The organism is Streptomyces sp. NPDC055140 (assembly GCF_053607285.1).
Window position 1 is genome coordinate 22,320 of the sequence record NZ_JBSGTG010000029.1, and the last position, 19,836, is coordinate 42,155.

The following is a 19,836-nucleotide window of genomic DNA, read 5'->3' on the forward strand; positions in this document are numbered from 1 at the left end:
TGCGGCAGCGCATCCCGTGGCGCGGCGAACGGTCGGTTTCCATACCTCTACGATCTCTCTTACCGGCGCTCACGTCGTCGTACCTGAGCACGCATTGGGTCCTACTGCCGATGGAGTACGACCCGCCCCCGGTCCTCCACCCGGCGGGGGACACGGGGTGCACCCCACCCGTGACCTGCGGACGCCTACTTGCTGTACTGAGGCCGTGACAGCCCACATCGACCTGCGCGAACTCGGTTCCCTCGGCGGATTCTTCGCCCTGTGTGACGCGAGCGCGGCAGAGAGTGATCTCTCGACCCTGGAGTGCGTTTATCAGACCGACGCACCGGTCCGCGACCCTCTCGCGTACCGCGTCGAGAAGGTCGCGCGGGCACTCTCCGTGCCCGAAGCGCGCGTTGCCGTGTCCGTCGCCCAACTCGGACTCGCGGCGCGCCTCTGGTCGCTGTCACTCGGCAGCGCCGCCCTCTTCGGGCGCGTCCCCGACCTCGACCCCCCGCTGCTGCACTGGAACCCCGACGCCGGTGCGCCCGACGACCTGTTCCTCGCCGGTACGGGCCAGCTCCCCGCCGACAGCGCGCACATCGCGGAGCTCGTACTCGACCGCCACCTCGAACCGCTGTCGGCCGCACTGCGCGCCCGCTACCGCGTATCGGCCCCGCTGCTGCGGGGCAACGCCGGGTCCGCGCTCGCCGGCGCGGCCCGCGAGATCAGCCGCTGGGCGCGCCGCGCGGGGCGCCCCGACGTCGCCGCCCGCGCCCGCCTCCTGACCACGGAACTCTTCGAGGACCCCCGCCTCGCCGCGACCGGCACGCGCACCGGCACCGCCTTCCGCCGCATGAGCTGCTGCCTCATCTACCGCGCCCCGGGCGGCGGTCTCTGCGGCGACTGCTGCTTCGAGCGGCCGCCGCAGCACTCTTCCCCACCGGCCGCTTCTGGGTGACCTTGACGCTCCCCTCCCTTCAGGGAGGGGATCCTTACGGCTCGCGCCGTGAGGTTTCCTGTTTCATCGCCGACTGCCCGCCCGGAGAACTCCGTTGAGGTCTTACATCAGCTCCGCAGGCTGCAACCGCCCGCCCGGCGGCCAAAAGGTTCTTCGCTGCGTTCACGTCCCGGTCATGGGTCATGCCGCACTCACACGTCCACGTACGGACGCTGAGCGGCATCTCGTCAGCCAAGGTGCCGCAGGAGGAGCACAGTTTCGAGGAGGGGAACCACCGGTCGACGGCGATCACCTCACGCCCGTACCAGGCGGCTTTGTACTCCAGCATGCTCCGGAACTGAGACCACGCGGCATCGCTGATGGCGCGGGCCAGTTTCCCGTTCTTGACCATGTTGCGCACGGTCAGGTCCTCGATCACGAGCGTTTGGTTGTCGCGCACGAGCCGAGTGGTGATCTTGTGGAGAGCGTCGCGTCGGCGGTCTGCGATCCGGGCATGGATCTTGGCCACTTTGCGCCGCGCCTTGGTCCGGTTCGCGGAGCCTTTGGTTTTCTTCGCCAGCCTGCGCTGAGCTTTCGCAAGGGCGACCCGGTCGCGGCGCTCGTGCCTCGGGTTGGCGATCTTTTCGCCCGTCGAGAAGGTCAGGAGGTGGTCGAGACCGGCATCGATGCCGATGGCGGCATCAGTGGTGGGCAGGCGCTTGATGCTGGGGTCGTCGCACAACAGGGAGACGAACCAGCGTCCGGCCGCGTCCTGCGACACGGTCACCGTGGAAGGGCTCGCACCGTCCGGCAGCGGTCTCGACCACGCGATGCGCAGGGACTCGCTCATCTTCGCGAGTCTCAGCTCACCGTCCTTGAAACGGAACGCCGAGGTGGTGTACTCGGCGGACTTCCGCGATTTCTTCCGGCTCTTGAAGCGCGGGTATTTAGCCCGCTTGCCGAAGAAGTTCGTGAACGCTCCTTGCAGGTGCCGCAGGGCCTGCTGGAGCGGGACCGACGACACCTCGTTCAGATACGCCAGTTCCTCGGTCTTCTTCCACGCCGTCAGCATCGCGGAGCTCTGGTTGTAGTTGATCCGCTCCTGCCGCGCCCACGCTTCGGTCCGGGCGGCAAGCGCCATGTTGTAGACCTTCCGCACGCATCCGAACGTGCGCGACAGCTCCGCTGCCTGCGCATCCGTCGGATAGAAGCGGTACTTGAACGCCCGCCTCACCTGGCTCGTGGTCACACTCGCAAACTACCGTCGCCACACCTGACGTTCAAACCTGCGGGTCACAGCATTGCGATCCACACTGGCCGCGAATCCCAGCCCGCTGCCCTGCTCCGCAGGAGTCCGATTCATCTCCGCCCTGAAGGGCAGAGTATCCACGGAGGTATCCGATGAGAGTGGGGCTGCTTACCCGGGAGTACCCGCCGGACGTCTACGGCGGCGCGGGCGTCCATGTCGAGTTCCTCGCAAGGGAGTTACGGTCCCTCGTCGACCTCGACGTGCACACCTGGGGCGAGGGCGGCGCCGAAGGGCTGCGCCGGCACCGCGCCTGGCAGGCGCTCGACGGGGCGAACGACGCACTGCGCACCTTCTCCGTGGACCTGTCCATCGCCGCAGCGCTCGAAGGCCGCGAACTCGTCCACTCCCACACCTGGTACGCCAATCTCGCGGGCCACCTGGGCAAGTTGCTCCACGGCATCCCGCACATCGTGACCGCGCACTCGCTCGAACCGCTGCGCCCCTGGAAGGCCGAGCAACTCGGCGGCGGCTACGCCCTGTCGGGCTGGGCCGAGCGCACCGCCGTCGAGGCGGCCGACGCGGTCATCGCCGTCTCCGGAGCCATGCGCGACGACATCCTGGCCTGCTATCCGGCGATCGACCCGGCGAGAGTCCGCGTCGTCCACAACGGCATCGACTCCGCCCTCTACCGCCCCGACCCCGCCACGGACGTCCTCGCCCGCATCGGCATCGACCAGGAGCGCCCGTACGTCGTCTTCGTCGGGCGCATCACCCGGCAGAAGGGCGTTCCCCATCTCCTGAGGGCGGCCAAGGAGTTGGACCCGTCGGCGCAGCTGGTCCTGTGCGCCGGAGCCCCCGACACCCCCGCCATCGGGCGTGAATTCCGCACCCTGGTGGACGAGTTGCGCGCCCTGCGGGACGGCGTCCACTGGATCCCGCAGATGCTGCCCCGCACCGAAGTGGTTCAACTCCTCACTCATGCACGGGCGTTCGTCTGTCCGTCGGTGTACGAACCCCTCGGCATCGTGAACCTGGAGGCGATGGCGTGCGGTACCGCCGTCGTGGCCTCCGCCGTCGGCGGCATCCCCGAGGTCGTCGCCGACGGGACGACCGGCCTCCTCGTGCCCTACGAGGAGCGGGACCCGCAGGCGTTCGAGAGCGGGCTCGCGCAGGCCCTGAACCGGCTGGTGGCCGACCCCGGAGAGGCGGCCCGCATGGGCGCCGCCGGACGTGAGCGCTCCGAGCGCGAGTTCGGCTGGGACATCGTGGCGCGGCGCACGGCCGAGGTGTACGACGAGATCCTCAAGGCGAAGTAGTCCGTCAACAAGGCCAATTAGATCCTCAAGGTGAAGCTGGGGGCTGGGATGCGCGGTGGACCTTCGGTGCTCGGGATCGTACTGGCGGGCGGGGAGGGCAAGCGCCTGCTGCCACTCACCGCCGACCGGGCGAAACCGGCGGTCACGTTCGGCGGCACGTACCGTCTCGTCGACTTCGTCCTGTCCAACCTCGTCAACGCCGACATCCTGCGCATCTGCGTGCTGACCCAGTACAAGTCGCACTCGCTCGACCGGCACGTCACGACGACCTGGCGCATGTCGAGCCTGCTCGGCAACTACGTCACGCCTGTCCCGGCCCAGCAGCGCCTCGGCCCGCGCTGGTACCTCGGCAGCGCGGACGCCATCCTCCAGTCCCTGAACCTGGTCCAGGACGAACAGCCCGACTACATCGCGGTGTTCGGCGCCGACCACGTCTACCGCATGGATCCGCGTCAGATGCTCCAGCAGCACATCGAGAGTGGTGCGGGTGTCACGGTCGCGGGCATTCGCGTACCCCGCGCGGACGCCTCGGCGTTCGGGATCATCACTCCGGCCGGTGACGGCACGCGCGTGGACCGTTTCCTGGAGAAGCCGGCCGACCCGCCCGGCATCCCCGGCTCCCCGCACCAGGTGTTCGCCTCCATGGGCAACTACGTCTTCACCACGAAGACCCTCATCGACGCGTTGCAGCAGGACTCCGAGACGCCCAACTCCGTTCATGACATGGGCGGTTCGATCCTTCCGATGCTCACCGAGCGCGGCGTCGCCCAGCTCTACGACTTCGACGGCAACCACGTCCCCGGCGAGACGCCCCACGAGCACGGCTACTGGCGGGACGTCGGCACCCTCGACGCGTACTACGAGGCCCACCTCGACCTGCTCTCGGACAAGCCCGCCTTCAACCTCGACAACCGGCGCTGGCCCATCTACACGCACCCCGGGCAGCTGCCGCCCGCCAAGTTCTGCGCGGGCGGCATCGCGGGCCAGTCGATCGTCAGTCCGGGCTGCGTCATCCGCGGCCAGGTCACCCGCTCCGTACTGTCCCCGGGCGTCACCGTCGAGGAGGGCGCAGTCGTCCAGGGCTCGGTCCTGCACGACAACGTCCGGATCGGCAGGGGCGCCGTGGTGCGCGGAGCCGTACTCGACAAGAACGTGGACGTCCCGCCGGGCGCGACCATCGGCGTCAACCCGGAGCGGGACGCCGAGCTGTACACCGTGTCGAAGGGCGGGGTGATCGCGCTGGGCAAGGGCCGACAGGTCGTGGCCTGACGGTTCCTGACCTCTCGTCCGCGGGTTCCGTCTGCCATGCATTGTTCGCAGGCTCCCGCTGTCGTGTCCCTTGACGAGTGCACGCACGTGACAGAAGAATGATCGCGCTGCGCTTTGACAACGTTGTCTAGGACTCGAGGAGGCGGTCTCGCCATGAGATGGACCCAACGGCTGCGCGGAGCGGGGACGGCGGTGGCGGCGGCCGCGCTCCTGGGCGGTGCGCTTGCCGTGCCGTCGGCCCAGGCGGCTGCGGCCTCCGACGAGGGCCGGCTCACCGATCTGGTCAACCCGTTCATCGGTACCGAGAACGACGGCAACACCTACCCGGGCGCCGCCGTGCCCTTCGGCATGGTGCAGTTCTCGCCCGACACGGGTCACAACACGGGCTACGACTACTCCGAGAACCACATCCGTGGCTTCTCCACCGTGCATCTGTCCGGTGTCGGCTGCGGCCTCGGCGGCGATCTGCCCGTGCTGCCCACGACCGGCGACATCACGTCGACCGACTACGCCAAGTACGCGGCCGAGTTCAGCCACGACGACGAGAAGGCGAGCCCGGGTTCGTACAAGGTCGGCCTGAAGACGGGCATCGAGGCCGAGCTGACCGCGACGAAGCGGACCGGCGTGCAGCGCTACACGTTCCCCGCCACCGACAAGGCCAACGTCCTCATCAACGCCGGCCAGTCGCTGCACAAGACCCTGAACACCAAGGTCGAGATCCTCGACAACCGCACCGTCCGCACGGCCATCACGGGCAGTGGCTTCTGCCAGGACACCAAGCCGTACACGGTGTACACGATCACCCGTTTCGACCGGCCGTTCAAAACCTCGGGCACGTGGAAGGGCGACGCGGTCACCGAGGGCTCGAAGGAGTCGACGGCCGGCGGTGAGCGCAGCGGCGCGTTCGTGCGCTTCGACACCTCCAAGGACCGCAGCGTCGAGGCGACCACGGCGATCTCGTACGTCGACGCGAAGGGCGCGGCGCTCAACCTCCGTTCCGAGGGCGGCCGTTCGTACGACCGCGTCGAGCGCGCCGCGCAGGCCGCGTGGGAGGACCGGCTCGACGACGTCAAGGCGCAGGGCGGCAGCGACACGCTCCGCCGCACCTTCTACTCGTCCCTGTACCGCTCGTTCCTCGCGCCGAACATCGGCAGCGACGTCGACGGCCGCTACACCGGCTGGGACCAGAAGATCCACCGGGCCAAGGGCTACACGTACTACCAGAACTGGTCCCTGTGGGACACCTACCGCACGCAGGCGCAGCTCCTGTCGCTGCTCGCGCCGCGTGAGTCCCGCGACATGGCGATCTCCGTCATCAAGATCGACGAGGAGAGCGGCTGGCTGCCCAAGTGGGGCTACGGCACGGTCGAGACGAACATCATGACCGGCGACCCGGTCACCCCGTTCCTCACCAACGCGTACCAGCAGGGTCTGCTCAAGGGCTACGAGGAGCAGGCGTACCGCGCGCTGAAGAAGAACGCCGACGGGGTCCCGCCGGCCGACTCCGCGCCGGTCGGCCGTGAGGCCAACAAGGAGTACATCGCGGACGGTTTCGCGCCGTACATCAAGGACCGCGCGCATGTGAAACCGGGCGACTCCGACTACGACCACGGCGCCTCCGCGACCCTGGAGTACGCGCTGTCCGACGCGATGCTCGGGCAGATGGCGAAGGACCTGGGCCACAAGGACGACGCGGCGCGGTACACGCAGCGGGCGCAGAACTACCGGAAGATCTTCGACAGTTCGACCGGCTTCTTCCGGGCGCGGGACGCGGCGGGCACCTTCACCGGCCCGGCCGACCCCGCCAAGAGCGAGGGCTTCCACGAGGGCACGTCCTGGCAGTACCAGTGGCTGGTCCCGCAGGATCTGCCCGGCATGGTCGGCCTGATCGGCGGCACCAAGTCGGCCAACGACCGCCTCGACTCGTTCTTCGCGTACGACCAGCTGGTGCAGGACCCCGCGAAGACCGCCCGTGAGGTGTGGGTCAACGGTCCCTACGACTACTACAACGCGGACAAGTACAACCCGCAGAACGAGCCCGACCTGATCGCGCCCTACACGTACCTCTCGACCGGCCAGCCCTGGAAGACGACGGACGTGGTGCACGCCGCGCTCACGCTCTTCACGGACGCCCCGACCGGCATGACCGGAAACGACGACCTCGGGACGATGTCCGCCTGGAACGTCCTGTCGTCGATCGGCATCTTCCCGGTGCAGCCCGGCACGGACACCTGGGGCCTGTCGACCCCGGTCTTCGAGCGGGTGGACGTGACCCTCGACCGGCGCTACTACCCGAACGGCCGCCTCGCGGTGAAGGCTCCGGGGACGTCGGATACGGCGCGATACATCCAGTCGGCGCAGACCGACGGGACCACTTTCGGGAAGACGTATCTGACGACGGATGACATCCGCGGGCTCCGGGAGCTGTCCTTCGCGGTCGGCGACAAGCCCTCCACCTGGGGTACTTCCGCCGACGCGGCGCCGCCCGCGCTGAAGTAACAGCACCACACGCCCCACCAGCACCACGAGACCCGCCCCTTCACCGAAGGGGCGGGTCTTAATCTGTTGTTTACTGTGTGTAGCTTGATCGTACTTGACCGTAATCACTGGAGAGCGGTTGACTGCTTTCCCCAGTCGTCGACGCGAGAGCGGCCTCAGTGAACTCTCAGCAGTCCCAGCACTCTCGGCCCGCGCCGAGCCCGGACCTCCTCGCGCCACTCGACCTGGCGTTCTGGAACATCGAGACCGCCGAACACCCGATGCACCTGGGCGCGTTGGGGGTGTTCGCCGCGGGGTCGCCGGGCGACGCCCGGCACGCGGTGGAGCTTCTCGCCGCCCGCGCCCCCGCGGTCCCCGGCCTGCGCATGCGCATCCAGGGGGTGCGGATCCCCGTGGGCGGCGCGGCGCGCGTGCCCGTACCCGACTTCGATCCACTCGACCACGTACGGCTCAGCGAGCCCACCGCGGACTTCCACGCGGCGGCCGGTGCCCTGATGGAGCGGCCACTCGACCGGGCCAGGCCCCCGTGGGAGGCGCATGTCCTGCCGGGCGCGGACGGCACCTCGTTCGCCGTCCTGTTCAAGTTCCACCACGCGCTGGCCGACGGACTGCGGGCGCTGACGCTCGCCGCCGGGGTGATGGACCCGATGGATCTGCCCGTCTCCCGGACGGCGCCCGCCGCCGAAGCGCCCCGCGGGTTCCGGCTGCCCTTCCCCGGCATGCGCGACCTCCGGCTCGGCGACCTCGACCCGCGCAAGCTCCCCGGACTCCTGCGGGACAGTGCCTCCAGCGCCGTCACGGCCCTCGACATCGGCACCTCCGTGGTCCGCGCCACCTGGGACGTGCACACCTCGCCCGCCCTCTCCTCGAACGCCACGGGCACCCGCTGCACCGAGGGCGTCGTCCTGGAGCTCGACGATGTGCACCGGGTGCGCAAGACGGTCGGCGGCACCGTCAACGACGTCCTCATCGCCGTCGTCGCCGGGGCGCTGCGGCGCTGGCTCGAGGAGCGAGGCAACGGCAGCGAAGGGGTGCGCCCACGGGCCCTGATCCCCGTCTCGCGTCGCCGTCCCCGTACCGCCCACCCCCAAGGCAACCGGCTCTCCGGCTACCTGGTGAAACTGCCCGTCGACGAGAGTGACCCACTCGCCCGGCTGCGCTCGGTTCGCACGGCCATGGACCACAACAAGGACGCGGGCCCGCAGCGCGGCGCCGGCGCCGTGGCCCTGCTGGCCGACCATGTGCCGCCGCTCGGCCACCTGATCGGCGGGCCCGTCGTCGCCCAGGCGGCCCGGCTCCTGTTCGACATCCTCGTCACGAGCGTTCCGCTGCCGAGCCTCGGCCTGCGGCTCGGCGGCTGCCCGCTCACCGAGGTCTACCCCCTGGCGCCGCTGGCCCAGGGGCAGTCCCTCGCGGTCGCGGTGTCGACGTACCGAGGGCGTGTCCACTACGGCCTGGTCGCCGACGCTGCCGCGGTCCCCGACCTGGACGTGCTCGCGGCCGGGATCCGCGAGGAGCTCGCGGCCCTCGTGCGGGCCTGCGAGGTGCAGGAGCGGCCCGTCTGACAGGGTCCGGCAGCCCGTCGCGTGGCGGCTTGGCGCCACGGCGCCTTTCCGCCCGCTCCGGGCGCCCCGCACGGGCCTCCGCGCTGGAATCCTTCCGTCCATCCGACCAGGTGGACAAGGGAGTTGGACAGTGCCCTCTTCGTGGCAAGTGCCCTCTGCGCGGCCCCCGATACACAGCTCGACAGAAAAGCCCAGCTCCACAGACAGGCCCGGCTCGGCAGACAGACCCGGCTTCACGGTCGGTTCGCCACGCGGCGCGAAGCGGTCCGCACGGCGCGGCAGATGGTCGGCGGCGGGTGCCTCGGTGCTCGCCGCCCTGCTCGTCGGCGCGGCGATACCCGCCACCGCCGCCGGGGACGCGCCCGTCTTCGCCGACCCGGGCGCCCAGGCGACCCCGACCGGCGGCCACACCGTCACTCTCCTCACTGGTGACGTCGTCACCTACAGCGGCACCGGCAACTCGCTCCAGATCGAACGGATCGTGCCCGGCGAGGGGCGCGAGGGCATGGGCTTCACACGCCACCATGTCGACGGGCACGAGTACGCCGTACCGATCGACGCCGCCGAGCAGATCGAGCGCGGACACGTCGACCAGCGGCTCTTCGACGTGACCGAGCTCGTGGCGTCGGGGTACGGCGACGGGGACACGAGCGCGCTGCGCCTCGTCGTCGGCGACGCGCCGTCCGTCGCGGGCGGGCCCCGGGCACCCGAGCACGCGCGCGTGGCCGACCGGTTCGACACCGCGCGGGCCGCCGTGCTCTCCGTACCGAAGAAGAACGCGGGTGCCGTCTGGGAGCAGCTGGCCACCACGTCGTCCGCCGCCCGCTCCGCCGGCATCGGCAAGGTGTGGCTCGACGGCCGGGTGAAGGCCAGCCTCGACGAGTCCGTGCCGCAGATAGGCGCCGACGAGGCCCACCGGCGCGGCGCCACCGGCAAGGGCGTTAAGGTCGCTGTCCTGGACACCGGCTACGACAAGGGGCACCCCGACCTCAAGGGCCGGGTGGTCGCCGAACAGGACTTCACCGAGGACGGTGAGGGCGTCCAGGACCGCCAGGGCCACGGCACCCACGTCTCGTCGATCGTCGCCGGGACGGGCGCGGCGTCGAGCGGCCGGTACGCGGGCGTCGCCCCGGGCGCCGACCTCGTCGAGGGCAAGGTCCTCGACAACAGCGGCCGCGGCTACGACTCCTGGATCATCGCCGGCATGGAGTGGGCGGCCGACCAGGGCGCCGGCATCGTCTCCATGAGCCTCGGCGCGAATCGCGCTTCGGACGGCACCGACGCGATGTCCGCAGCCGTCGACCGCATCTCCCGCGAGCAGGGCACCCTCTTCGTCATCGCCGCGGGCAACACCGGCGACCGCACGATCGGCGCGCCCGGCGCCGCCGACGAGGCCCTCACCGTCGGCTCCGTCACCAAGTCCGGGGCCCTGTCGTCCTTCTCGTCGCGCGGCCCGCGCGAGGGCCGCTGGGCGGTCAAGCCGGAGATCGCCGCGCCGGGCAGCTCCATCGTCGCGGCCCGCGCCGCCGGCACCCTCGGCGACGCCGCGGTCAGCTCCTCGTACGCGTCCCTGTCCGGCACGTCGATGGCGACACCCCATGTCGCGGGCGCGGCGGCGCTGCTCAAGCAGAAGCACCCGTCCTGGACCGGACAGCAGCTGAAGTCGGCCCTGGTCGGCGCGGCGTCCGACGTGCGGGGCACCACCGTCGACGAGACGGGCGGTGGGCTCGTCGACGTGCCCGCGTCCCTGGACGCCGAGGTGACGGCCGCACCCGCCACGCTCGCGGCCCGCGCGTCGGGCACTGCCGAGACCCGCGAGATCACCTGGACGAACACCACCGGCAAAGCGGTCCGCCTCCACGTCACCTCCGACAGCGACCTGGTGAAGCCCGGTCAGGAAAGCGTCACCGTCCCGGCGCGCGGCACCGCCACCACCACGGTGCGTCTCGCCCTCGCGCAAGTGGGCGCGGGTGCCTCGCTCGGCGGGCACGTCGTCGCCGACTGGCCCGGCAAGGGACACGTGAGCGTCCCCGTGTCCGTGACGGCCGCCGACGAGACCGGAGTCCTCACCCTCACCGGGCCTGCCCCGCGCGAGGGCGCCGAGGACACCTCGACCACCGTCGTCGTCCAGAACGAGAAGACGGGCGATTCCCTGCTCACCGGCGTCAGCGGCACCGGATCTCGCAACGCAACGCTCCCGCGCGGCAGTTACCGACTCCTCGTCAGCACCTGGGAGTACGACAAGGTCGGCAGGACCGTCGTGGGCCTGACCGCGATCCACTCCGTCCGGCACATCACCCTCGGCGAGAACGCCACCGTGCGGCTGTCGACCGACGGCGCGAAGCCCGTACACATGGGCGTCGATGACTCGGGAGTACGCACCACCACCAGCGGCGCTACCGGCCTCGTCTCCTCGCTCGGCGGCGGCGACACCGGCCTTGTCGCCACCAGCGCCGCGGGACCGTACGCGGTGCAGGTGGTGCCGACCCCCGAGGGGGAGACCTACGACGGGCTGATGCTGTTCGGCGGCACGTCCTGGCAGCAGCGTGAGATCGATGCGCACGAACCCGGCGGAAAGCCCGGTGACCTCGGGCTCCAGCTGTCGCAGTACAGCATCTACCGCTGGACGGGCAGCGTCACCGGCAAGGTCACCGACATCGGCGGCGGCACGGACGAGGAGCTCGCAGGCAAGGACCTCAAGGGCGCGATCGTGCTGTGGCAGCCCACGAAGTCCTCGCCCTCGGTCAACAACCCGATCTACCAGAAGCTCACGGACGCGGGCGTCGCCCTGATCCTGTACCAGGGCTACGGCCTGTCGGTGTACAAGCCGACACCGATCGCCGCCGTGAACGCGGAGTCGATGCCGTTGCTGAAGGACCGGCTCGCCCAGGGCCCGCTGACGCTGACCGTCGACGGCGTCGACACCTCCCCGACCGCGTACTTCCTCTTCCACAAGAGCGACGGCGCGATCCCCGCGGGCGCCGACTGGTACGACCGCCGGGCGGACCTCGCCCGCATCCGCACCACCGAGCGCACCCACGGCTACCCCGGCGACCCGAAGGGCCTCTACGCCTGGACGACCTGGCACGGCCTGCGGCTCGTGCAGCAGATGACGCGCTACCGCGTGCCCGCCGCACAGGACGTCTACGTCACGCCGGGCGTGCCGTGGACCACGGCGACCTTCCACTACCAGTACGACATCGGCGATACCGTGTTCCCGCTGGGCACCCTGCTGACCGCGCCCACCGTGTACGAGGCGGGCCGCACCTACGCCGACGACTGGATGTCGGCGCCCTTCAACCCGGCGCCCGGCGACAGCTCCGTCATGCGGGACGGCGACAAACTCCGGGTCGCGCTCCCGGTGTTCTCGGACGCGGCCGGGCACCAGTCCGAGTACGCGCCCCAGGCCGACCAGGGAACCACGGTCCTCGCCGCCGACGACGGCACCGTCGTCGACAAGAACGACCGCCCGGGCCAGGCCGTGTTCGACCTGCCGCGCGGCGACCGCTGGTACCGCCTCACCGTCGACGCCCAGCGCGACGGCGGCGACCCGGTCACGTGGCGCCTCGGCACCCGCATCACCAGCGAGTGGCGCCTGCGTTCTGGCCACGCGGCACATGTCACACCCGCCCGGCTCGTCGACCTCGACTACGACCTGCCGCTCAGCGGCACCAACTCGGTAGGAGCGAAGGACGACTTGAGGTACACGGTCGGCGCCGCGAAGGGGGACAGGCCCGTCACCTCGCTCAAGGTCTGGTACGCCACCGACGGTGCCACCTGGCACCGGGCCGACGTGGTGCGCGGTGACGGAGGGCACTGGAAGGTGACGGTCCCGGCCGCCGGTACGGCCAAGGTGTCGCTGCGCACCACAGCCACCGACACCTCCGGGGCCGCACTCACCGAAACCCTGACCGACGCCTATAACTCGGGCTGCCCCGACATGTGGTGCGACGAGCAGGGCTGATTTCGGCCCTTGATCAGGACCGGGCCCGCTGAGCGATGATCGGTGCATGACCGATGCACCAGGATCGCTCGGCGGGCTCGGCCTCGGCGCCGACGAGGAGAAGCTCTACCGGCGCCTCGTCGAAGAGGGGCCCGCGGACGCTGGACGCGACCCGGCCGCCGCCCGGCTCTGCGCCCTCGGACTCGCCGATGAGGCCGACGGTCTGCTCACGGCCGTATCACCCCAACTCGCCCTCACCGAACTGGTGCTGACCCAGGAGCGCGCCGTGCTCCAGGCCAGGGCGGGGGTCGAGGAGCTCACCGAGGTCTTCCGCAGGCGCACCGCGACCGCCGGCCCGGCCCTCGAAGTGGTGCGGGGGCGCGAGCGCGTCGGGCGCCTCATCCAGCACCGGCTGCGCGGTGCCCGCGGCGACGTCCGCTTCTTCGCCAAGCCGCCCTTCGCCGTCATCGGCGTCCAGGACACCAGCGACGCCGACGAGGCGGACCTCAGCCGGCGCGGCGTCCGCGAACGCCTGGTCATCGAGCGCGCCGTCCTCAACGAACCCGGGGCGCCCCAGGAGATCCGGGCCTCCCTCGACCGGGGCCAGGAGATCCGGTTCACACCCGAGCTGCCCTGCAAACTGCTCATCACCGACGACGACCTCGCCGTCGTCCAGCTCGACGCGAGCGGGGGCGACCGGGACGGGGTCCTGCTGGTGCGCCCCGGCGGGCTGCTCACCTCCCTCATCACACTCTTCGAGCTGCAGTGGGAGCGTGCGGTGCGGCTGCGTGAGGACGGCGCGGGCCGGCTCACGCCGAGCCCCGCCACGGCCGACGAACTCCCCGACGAGGAGGACCGCAGACTGCTCGCCCTGCTGCTCGCCGGGCACACGGACGCCTCCGCCGCCCACCACACGGGCCTGGGCCGCCGCACCGTGCAGCGCCGCATCCGCCGCCTGATGGACCTGGCGGGCACCGACTCGCGCATCCAGCTGGGGTGGTACGCGCGGGACAGGGGGTGGTTGTAGGGGGGGCGATGGGTGGTTGTCAGGGCGGCGGGCGCGATGCCCGCCGCTTTACGGATCACGTGTCTTCGGTCACACGGACGTCGCGCCCCGGCCGTGGCCCTGTCGGGGTTCGCCCTGCTTGCGCGGCCGCACCGGACCGAGGTCCAGGACCGGCGTTCCCGGTAGGGCCCGGGAGCGGGATAAACTGCCCACTTGGCGGAATGTCGACAGCAGGTTGTAAGGTCCCGCCTTTTGGGAGCATCGCGGTCACTCACAGCACGCCGCGGTCCGAGTGACGCGAGGAACGCAGCGGCGATGACGATGACAGAAGACAGCCCGACGGGCGCCACCGACGCCACGGTGGTGTCACAGGAGTCGTTCGGCCCCGGGATCGACCCCGAGCGGCTCGCCGTCTGCCTGAGCGTGCTCGACGAACTCGACAAGCTGGATGTCGACCACCCCGACGCGATCCAGGTCCGGCGGGCCACGGCCGGTGTCTACCGGACCGTGAAGCAGCGCCGCCGCCAGGACCGCCGCGCCGCGAAGACCGCCCACGACAAGGCCGTCACCGAGGCGACCGCGACCGGCTCCGCCGAGCGCATCGACGACGAGACCGAGGGTCTCCTGCCGTCCTCGCAGGTCCAGGAAGGCAAGCTCGCGGGGATACTCCAGCGTCCCCGCTCCTGCTACACCTGCAAGGCCCGGTACGTCGAGGTCGACTACTTCTACCACCAGCTCTGTCCCGAGTGCGCCGCCATGAACCGCGCCAAGCGCGACATCCGCGCGGACCTCTCCGGCAAGCGCGCCCTGCTCACCGGCGGCCGCGCCAAGATCGGCATGTACATCGCGCTGCGTCTGCTGCGTGACGGCGCGCACACGACGATCACGACGCGATTCCCCAAGGACGCCATCCGCCGCTTCAAGGCGATGGACGACTCGGCGGACTGGATGGACCGCCTGGAGGTCGTCGGCATCGACCTGCGGGACCCGGCCCAGGCCGTGGCCCTGTCCGAGCAGGTCGCCGAGCAGGGCCCGCTGGACATCCTCATCAACAACGCGACGCAGACCGTACGCCGGCTGCCCTCCGCGTACGCCGCCCTCGTCGAGGGTGAGAGCGCCCCGCTGCCGGCCGGTGAGCTGCCCGCCCACCACGTCATCGGCGCGTTCAACTCCGGCGCGGTCGACGGCCTGACCGCGCTGCCCGCCGGTATCTCCGGCATCGACGCCCAGAAGGTCGCCGATCTCGCCCTGGTCGCGGGCAACGCCAGCGTCGCCCGGCACCGCGACGGCAGCGCCATCGACGCGGGCGGCCTTGTCCCGGACGTCGTCGAGAGCAACACGTGGGTGCAGACGATCGAGCAGATCTCCCCGGTGGAGCTCCTCGAGACCCAGCTGTGCAACTACACGGCGCCGTTCATCCTGATCAGCGCGCTGCGCCCGGCGATGGCCGACGCCGCGAAAAAGGCGTCGAGCGGACGCGCCTACGTCGTGAACGTCTCGGCGATGGAGGGCGTATTCGGCCGCGGCTACAAGGGCGCGGGGCACCCGAACACGAATGCCGCGAAGGCCGCCATGAACATGGTGACGCGGACCAGCGCCCAGGAGATGTTCCAGACCGACGGCATCCTCATGACCTCGGTCGACACGGGATGGATCACCGACGAGCGCCCGCACTACGACAAGCTGCGCCTCGCCGACGAGGGCTTCCACGCCCCCCTCGACCTGATCGACGGCGCAGCCCGCGTCTACGACCCGGTCGTGCGCGGCGAGGCCGGCGAGGACCTGTACGGCGTCTTCCTGAAGGACTACGCGCCCGGCAAGTGGTAGCGGCTCAGCGAGTGTCCGGCAGCCGGTGACGGAGCTGCTGGTGGACGGCATCGGTCAGGCCCGGCGACGCGGCCCTGACCCGGGTTCCGCCGTCCACCAGGAAGTCGGCTCCCGTCACCCAGGCCGCCTCGTCCGACACCAGCCAGCGCACCGCCCGGGCCACGTCCTCCGGCTCCCCGATCCGGCCCAGCGGCAGCCCCGTCGCCACGGACTCCTCGGCGTGCTCCCACACGAAGCGCGCCATCTCCGTGCGGACGAGCCCGGGCGAGACGGAGTTGACCCGCACCAACGGGGCCAGTTCGCCCGCGAGTTGCTGCGTCAGGTGCAGCAGCGCCGCCTTGCTGGTTCCGTAGGCGCCCACGCGGGGGCCGACGTGCCCGGCGCCCTCGGTGCAGATGTTCACCACGGCCCCGCCGTGCTCCGACATCCAGGCTCGCCAGGCGCACTGGACCAGCCGCAGCGGCGCCTCCACGTTGACCGTGAACGCCTCGCGCCAGACCGTCGGGTCCGCCTCCATCAACGGCCCGTAGGGCTGGTTCGTGGCCGCGTTGTTCACCACGATGTCGAGGCGGCCGAAGGAGTCCAGCGCCCGCTCCGTCAGCTCCCACAGATGCGCGGGATCCGCGACGGACCCGGCCAGTCCCGTGGCTTCGGCGCCGCTCTTCGTCAGCGCGGCGACGGTCTCGCGGACCCCGTCCGGATCACGCGCCGTCACACACACTCGCGCCCCGGCACCCGCGAGCGCCACGGCGACGGCCCGGCCGATGCCCCGCGACCCCCCGGTCACGACGGCGACCCTGCCTTCCAGCGAGAGCTCCGAAGTCATGGGGCGTACGGTCTCATGACGAGGCGTCAGTCCGACATGTCAACTACGTAGGGATGGTGTGAAGTTGGTGGACCGATACCCCTGCGCCACCAGCTCCATCACTGGCCGCCAGTCCTCCATGACTCCGGCGTCGAGGCCCACCACCTTGCCCGCGTCGTCCGCCTGACGCAGCGTCACCGCATCGTCGGCCAGCGGGTCACGGGCGAACGCCAACGCCTCCTCGGGCGTCATCGGTCCGCCCTGCGTCTCCAGCGTCAGCGCGCTCTGCGGCGACAGGCCGCGTGCCGGGTCCGATGTCGCCAGGTAGCGCTTGGCCGGGACGTGCAGCTGCACCAGGCGCGCGACCCGCTCACCGAGCAGCCCCCGCACCGCGGCCGCCGCGGTGTCCGCGTGGCCCGCGTCGTCGCCGGGGCGCAGCAGGTGGCCTATGTCGTGGACGAGCCCCGCGAGCTGGAGCTCCTTGTCGCTGGGGTGGCCGCGGCGCAGCAGCGCGGCGGTCTGCAGCGCGTGGTCGTGCAGGTCGACGGGGTCGCCGCTGCGGTCGGGGGTGTCCCACGCGCCGCGGCAGGCGTGCAGGAGATCCATCAGTTCGTCGACGCTGCGCAGCTCGACCCGTGTCATGTGTGACTCCTCCCTGGGACCCGTATGCCGGTGTTCCGGCAGGACACCATGGCCATCTTTCGCCGGGGACAACGGGACATTAACGGCGCGTCCGGACCGGCGATAGGCTGACCGTCGGCAGTGATCTTCAGTGGTGGCGCGGCGCCGGGGCCGAGGAGGAGACAGGTACGGATGACAGGTGGGCACTCTCCGGCGGTGGACGAACCCCGTGATCCGGACGTCGATCTGCGCGTGCCGGCCCAGAGGCGCGCGGGCCTGCGGGCACAGGGCCCGATCGTGGCGGTCGTCTCGCTCGGCGGAGCCCTCGGCGCCTGCGCCCGCTACGGCGCCGCGCTCCTGTGGCCCACGTCGCCCGGGGCGTTTCCCTGGACGACGATGTGGGTGAACGCGCTCGGCTGTTTCGTGATCGGCGTGTTCATGGTGATCATCACCGATGTGTGGGCGGCGCACCGCCTGGTGCGGCCGTTCTTCGGCACCGGAGTCCTGGGCGGCTTCACCACGTTCTCGACATACGCGGTGGACATCCAGCAGCTGGCTGTCGGCGGCCGGGTCCGTACGGGCCTGGTCTATCTCGCGGCGACGCTTCTGGCGGCGTTCGCCGCGGTCGGGCTCGGGGCGGCGCTGACGCGCCGCGTACTGGCGTGGAGGAAGTGATGACGCGACTGACCGGGCGTGCCCTGCGACTGACGGTCTTCGTCGGTGAGAACCACACGTGGCACCGCAAGCCCCTGTACAGCGAGATCGTGCACCGGGCGCACAAGGCGGGACTCGCGGGGGCGAGCGTCTTCCGTGGCATCGAGGGGTTCGGGGCGTCGTCCCTGATCCACACCTCGCGGCTGCTCTCGCTCAGCGAGGACCTGCCCGTGGCCGTCGTGATCGTCGACACCGAGGCGCGGGTCCGGGCGTTCCTGCCGGAGCTGGACGAGCTGGTGTCGCAGGGCCTGGTCATGCTCGACGACTGCGAGGTCATCCGTTACGTGGGCCGGGAGAAGGGCGGAACGCGGGCGTGAACTGGCTCCTGGTGATCGCCGGCGCGATGGTCGGCGCACCCCTGCGCTATCTCACCGACCGGGCCGTGCAGACCCGCCACGACAGCGTCTTCCCGTGGGGGACGTTCACGGTGAACGTCTGCGGCTGCCTCGTCCTCGGCCTGCTGACCGGCGCCGTCGCCGCGGGCGCTGCCTCGTCGCAGGTGCAGCTGCTCATCGGCACGGGCCTGTGCGGCGCGCTGACGACGTACTCGACGTTCTCGTACGAGACTTTCCGCCTCGGCGAGGACGGGGCGCGGCTCTTCGCTGTGGCCAATGTGGCCGCGAGCGTCGTTGCCGGTCTCGGCGCCGCCTTCGCGGGGGTCGCACTCGCCGACGCCCTTTGGGGGTAGACCGAAATAGAGGGGCGCGAAAGTCTGAACGCCACGCCCGTCACGTCCGTACCCTCCCGTACCAACAAGTAGCTCGCCCCCGAGGCGAGTTGACGCCGGTATCGGGAGGATTGCTTGCGACGCATCAACGGGACCGCGCTCATCTTTGCCGCCCTGGTCGCCACCCTGGGCGCACTCGCCTTTCCGATCTGGTCGTACGCCGACCGCTCGGGCACCGGGCCGGCCAACCTGAACGCGGGCAGCGTGGCCACCCAGTGGGGTCCCCTGTCGGCCACCGACCGGGACTTCCTGGTCAAGGTGCGGCTCGCCGGGCTCTGGGAGATACCGGCCGGCCAGCAGGCCATGGAGCGGGCGCCGACGCAGGCGATCAGGATGGCGGGCGACCACCTCGTCGTCGGCCACACCGACCTCGACAAGCGTGTCCGCTCGGTCGCGGGCCGGCTCGGCGTCGAGCTGCCGAACCAGCCCAACCCGCAGCAGCAGGGCTGGCTCGACCAGCTGACCGCCGCGAGCGGCAAGGACTACGAGAACAAGTTCGCCAATCTGCTGCGCGACTCTCACGGCAAGGTCTTCGCGCTGATCGCCCAGGTCCGCCACACCACGCGTAACACCCTTGTCCGCGAGCTCGCCACGGACGCCAACCAGACCGTCCTCGACCACATCACGATGCTGGAGAACACGGGCGACGTGGACTTCGACGCCATCGCGAACGAGGCCGCGGGCACCGCGACCGCCAGCCCCACCGGACCGCCGCCCCCGGGAGGCGTGCTGCCACCCGCTCCGAACCCCGCCGAGCCCTCCGGCTCGCCCTATGTGACCTCTCAGCCGTCGGCCGAGCCGACCGACGATCCGGGGCGATCGATCAACACGGCCCGGCCGGACCCCACGTAGTCGTGGCCCAGTCGGGTGTCATATCTCCGGTGGCCGAATGAATCCCCGGCGACCCCCAGCCGTCTCTCTGGTTTCGGCCCCATCGAGCGGGACCCTGCTCATATGGTTACTCTGTCTGTAGCCGACGACAGCACAACGTGGTCCTACCAGTACCCGTGGTCCGTCGCGGGACGGCCCCATCCCGGGCCGCCCATGCAGAAAACCGGCGCCACCGCGCCCGAACCGGTATCGAAACCAGGCCCGACCGGGCGCCGGACGCCCGACGGGAACGCCGGGGCGGACGCGCCGGACAGGGTTACCCGACACACAAGGAGTGCGCGGTGACACCAGAGAAGACGAATCGCGAGCAGCGCCCCCGAGAACGCACGGAGCGCGCAGGGCGGCGGCCCGAGAAGCTGGGCAGCCTCGACGTGTGGGCCCGCTCGGCCCCGATCAGACTCGCGGGCTACGAGGACGACCTCGCGGAGCCCCACATCCTCCCGAGCGTGGACTGACCGGCCCCCCGGCCCCGTATCCGTCCCTGA

General features: G+C 70.8%; 16 protein-coding genes. 13 read left to right on the plus strand and 3 right to left on the minus strand.

From position 1 onward, the window contains the following. Window positions 1–205 precede the first annotated feature (205 nt). Window positions 206–940, plus strand: a complete 735-nt coding sequence (locus ACWFR4_RS37925) for a (2Fe-2S)-binding protein (RefSeq protein ID WP_453656337.1) — start codon at window positions 206–208, stop codon at window positions 938–940. A 34-nt stretch (window positions 941–974) separates the two neighbouring features. On the opposite strand, the gene ACWFR4_RS37930 is transcribed toward ACWFR4_RS37925, so the two are convergent. After that, window positions 975–2,168, minus strand: coding sequence for an RNA-guided endonuclease InsQ/TnpB family protein (locus ACWFR4_RS37930; protein ID WP_453467809.1), 1,194 nt, complete (start codon window positions 2,166–2,168; stop codon window positions 975–977). A 152-nt stretch (window positions 2,169–2,320) separates the two neighbouring features. Between ACWFR4_RS37930 and glgA the strand changes: the two genes are divergently transcribed. The 7 genes from glgA to ACWFR4_RS37965 all read left to right on the plus strand — a co-directional run bounded on the left by glgA (window position 2,321) and on the right by ACWFR4_RS37965 (window position 15,593). Next, a complete protein-coding gene (glgA, locus tag ACWFR4_RS37935; protein ID WP_453656338.1) occupies window positions 2,321–3,484 on the plus strand; it encodes a glycogen synthase in 1,164 nt (387 codons plus the stop codon). Window positions 3,485–3,532: 48 nt separating this feature from the next. Continuing rightward, a complete protein-coding gene (glgC, locus tag ACWFR4_RS37940) occupies window positions 3,533–4,753 on the plus strand; it encodes a glucose-1-phosphate adenylyltransferase (RefSeq protein ID WP_453467813.1) in 1,221 nt (406 codons plus the stop codon). A gap of 153 nt (window positions 4,754–4,906) precedes the next feature. Beyond that, window positions 4,907–7,252, plus strand: a complete 2,346-nt coding sequence (locus tag ACWFR4_RS37945) for a GH92 family glycosyl hydrolase (RefSeq protein WP_453656339.1) — start codon at window positions 4,907–4,909, stop codon at window positions 7,250–7,252. Between the two features lie 158 nt (window positions 7,253–7,410). Continuing rightward, entirely contained in the window at window positions 7,411–8,817 is a 1,407-nt protein-coding gene (locus ACWFR4_RS37950) for a wax ester/triacylglycerol synthase family O-acyltransferase (RefSeq protein WP_453469427.1), read from the plus strand. A gap of 304 nt (window positions 8,818–9,121) precedes the next feature. Then, the gene (locus tag ACWFR4_RS37955) at window positions 9,122–12,781 is read left to right on the plus strand and encodes a S8 family peptidase (protein ID WP_453656340.1); all 3,660 of its coding nucleotides are present in this window, start codon (window positions 9,122–9,124) and stop codon (window positions 12,779–12,781) included. A 46-nt stretch (window positions 12,782–12,827) separates the two neighbouring features. Beyond that, complete coding sequence (locus ACWFR4_RS37960) at window positions 12,828–13,787, plus strand: TrmB family transcriptional regulator (RefSeq protein WP_453468239.1); 960 nt, start codon at window positions 12,828–12,830, stop codon at window positions 13,785–13,787. A gap of 294 nt (window positions 13,788–14,081) precedes the next feature. Further along, window positions 14,082–15,593: an SDR family NAD(P)-dependent oxidoreductase gene (locus ACWFR4_RS37965; RefSeq protein ID WP_453468238.1), complete on the plus strand. Its 1,512-nt coding sequence runs from the start codon at window positions 14,082–14,084 to the stop codon at window positions 15,591–15,593. Window positions 15,594–15,597: 4 nt separating this feature from the next. Here the strand turns inward: ACWFR4_RS37965 and ACWFR4_RS37970 are convergent, their stop codons facing one another. Continuing rightward, window positions 15,598–16,419, minus strand: coding sequence for an SDR family oxidoreductase (locus ACWFR4_RS37970; RefSeq protein ID WP_453468237.1), 822 nt, complete (start codon window positions 16,417–16,419; stop codon window positions 15,598–15,600). A gap of 39 nt (window positions 16,420–16,458) precedes the next feature. Then, complete coding sequence (locus tag ACWFR4_RS37975) at window positions 16,459–17,040, minus strand: inositol oxygenase family protein (RefSeq protein ID WP_453656341.1); 582 nt, start codon at window positions 17,038–17,040, stop codon at window positions 16,459–16,461. Window positions 17,041–17,211: 171 nt separating this feature from the next. On the opposite strand from ACWFR4_RS37975, the gene ACWFR4_RS37980 reads away from it, so the two are divergent. The 5 genes from ACWFR4_RS37980 to ACWFR4_RS38000 all read left to right on the plus strand — a co-directional run bounded on the left by ACWFR4_RS37980 (window position 17,212) and on the right by ACWFR4_RS38000 (window position 19,806). Further along, window positions 17,212–17,694 carry a fluoride efflux transporter FluC gene (locus ACWFR4_RS37980; RefSeq protein WP_453468235.1) on the plus strand — a complete coding sequence of 161 codons (483 nt, stop codon included), beginning with the start codon at window positions 17,212–17,214 and terminating at the stop codon, window positions 17,692–17,694. Further along, on the plus strand, window positions 17,694–18,050 hold the full coding sequence (locus tag ACWFR4_RS37985) for a DUF190 domain-containing protein (protein ID WP_266556335.1): 357 nt from the start codon (window positions 17,694–17,696) through the stop codon (window positions 18,048–18,050). The genes ACWFR4_RS37980 and ACWFR4_RS37985 overlap by 1 nt, the downstream gene beginning before the upstream one ends. Continuing rightward, window positions 18,047–18,421 (plus strand): fluoride efflux transporter CrcB, encoded by a 375-nt coding sequence (gene crcB / locus ACWFR4_RS37990; RefSeq protein WP_453468234.1) that lies wholly within the window; start codon window positions 18,047–18,049, stop codon window positions 18,419–18,421. The genes ACWFR4_RS37985 and crcB overlap by 4 nt, the downstream gene beginning before the upstream one ends. 114 nt (window positions 18,422–18,535) lie before the next feature. Further along, complete coding sequence (locus ACWFR4_RS37995) at window positions 18,536–19,312, plus strand: DUF4142 domain-containing protein (protein ID WP_453656342.1); 777 nt, start codon at window positions 18,536–18,538, stop codon at window positions 19,310–19,312. 320 nt (window positions 19,313–19,632) lie between these two features. Then, the gene (locus ACWFR4_RS38000; protein WP_100592955.1) at window positions 19,633–19,806 is read left to right on the plus strand and encodes a hypothetical protein; all 174 of its coding nucleotides are present in this window, start codon (window positions 19,633–19,635) and stop codon (window positions 19,804–19,806) included. The last annotated feature ends 30 nt before the right edge of the window (window positions 19,807–19,836 follow it).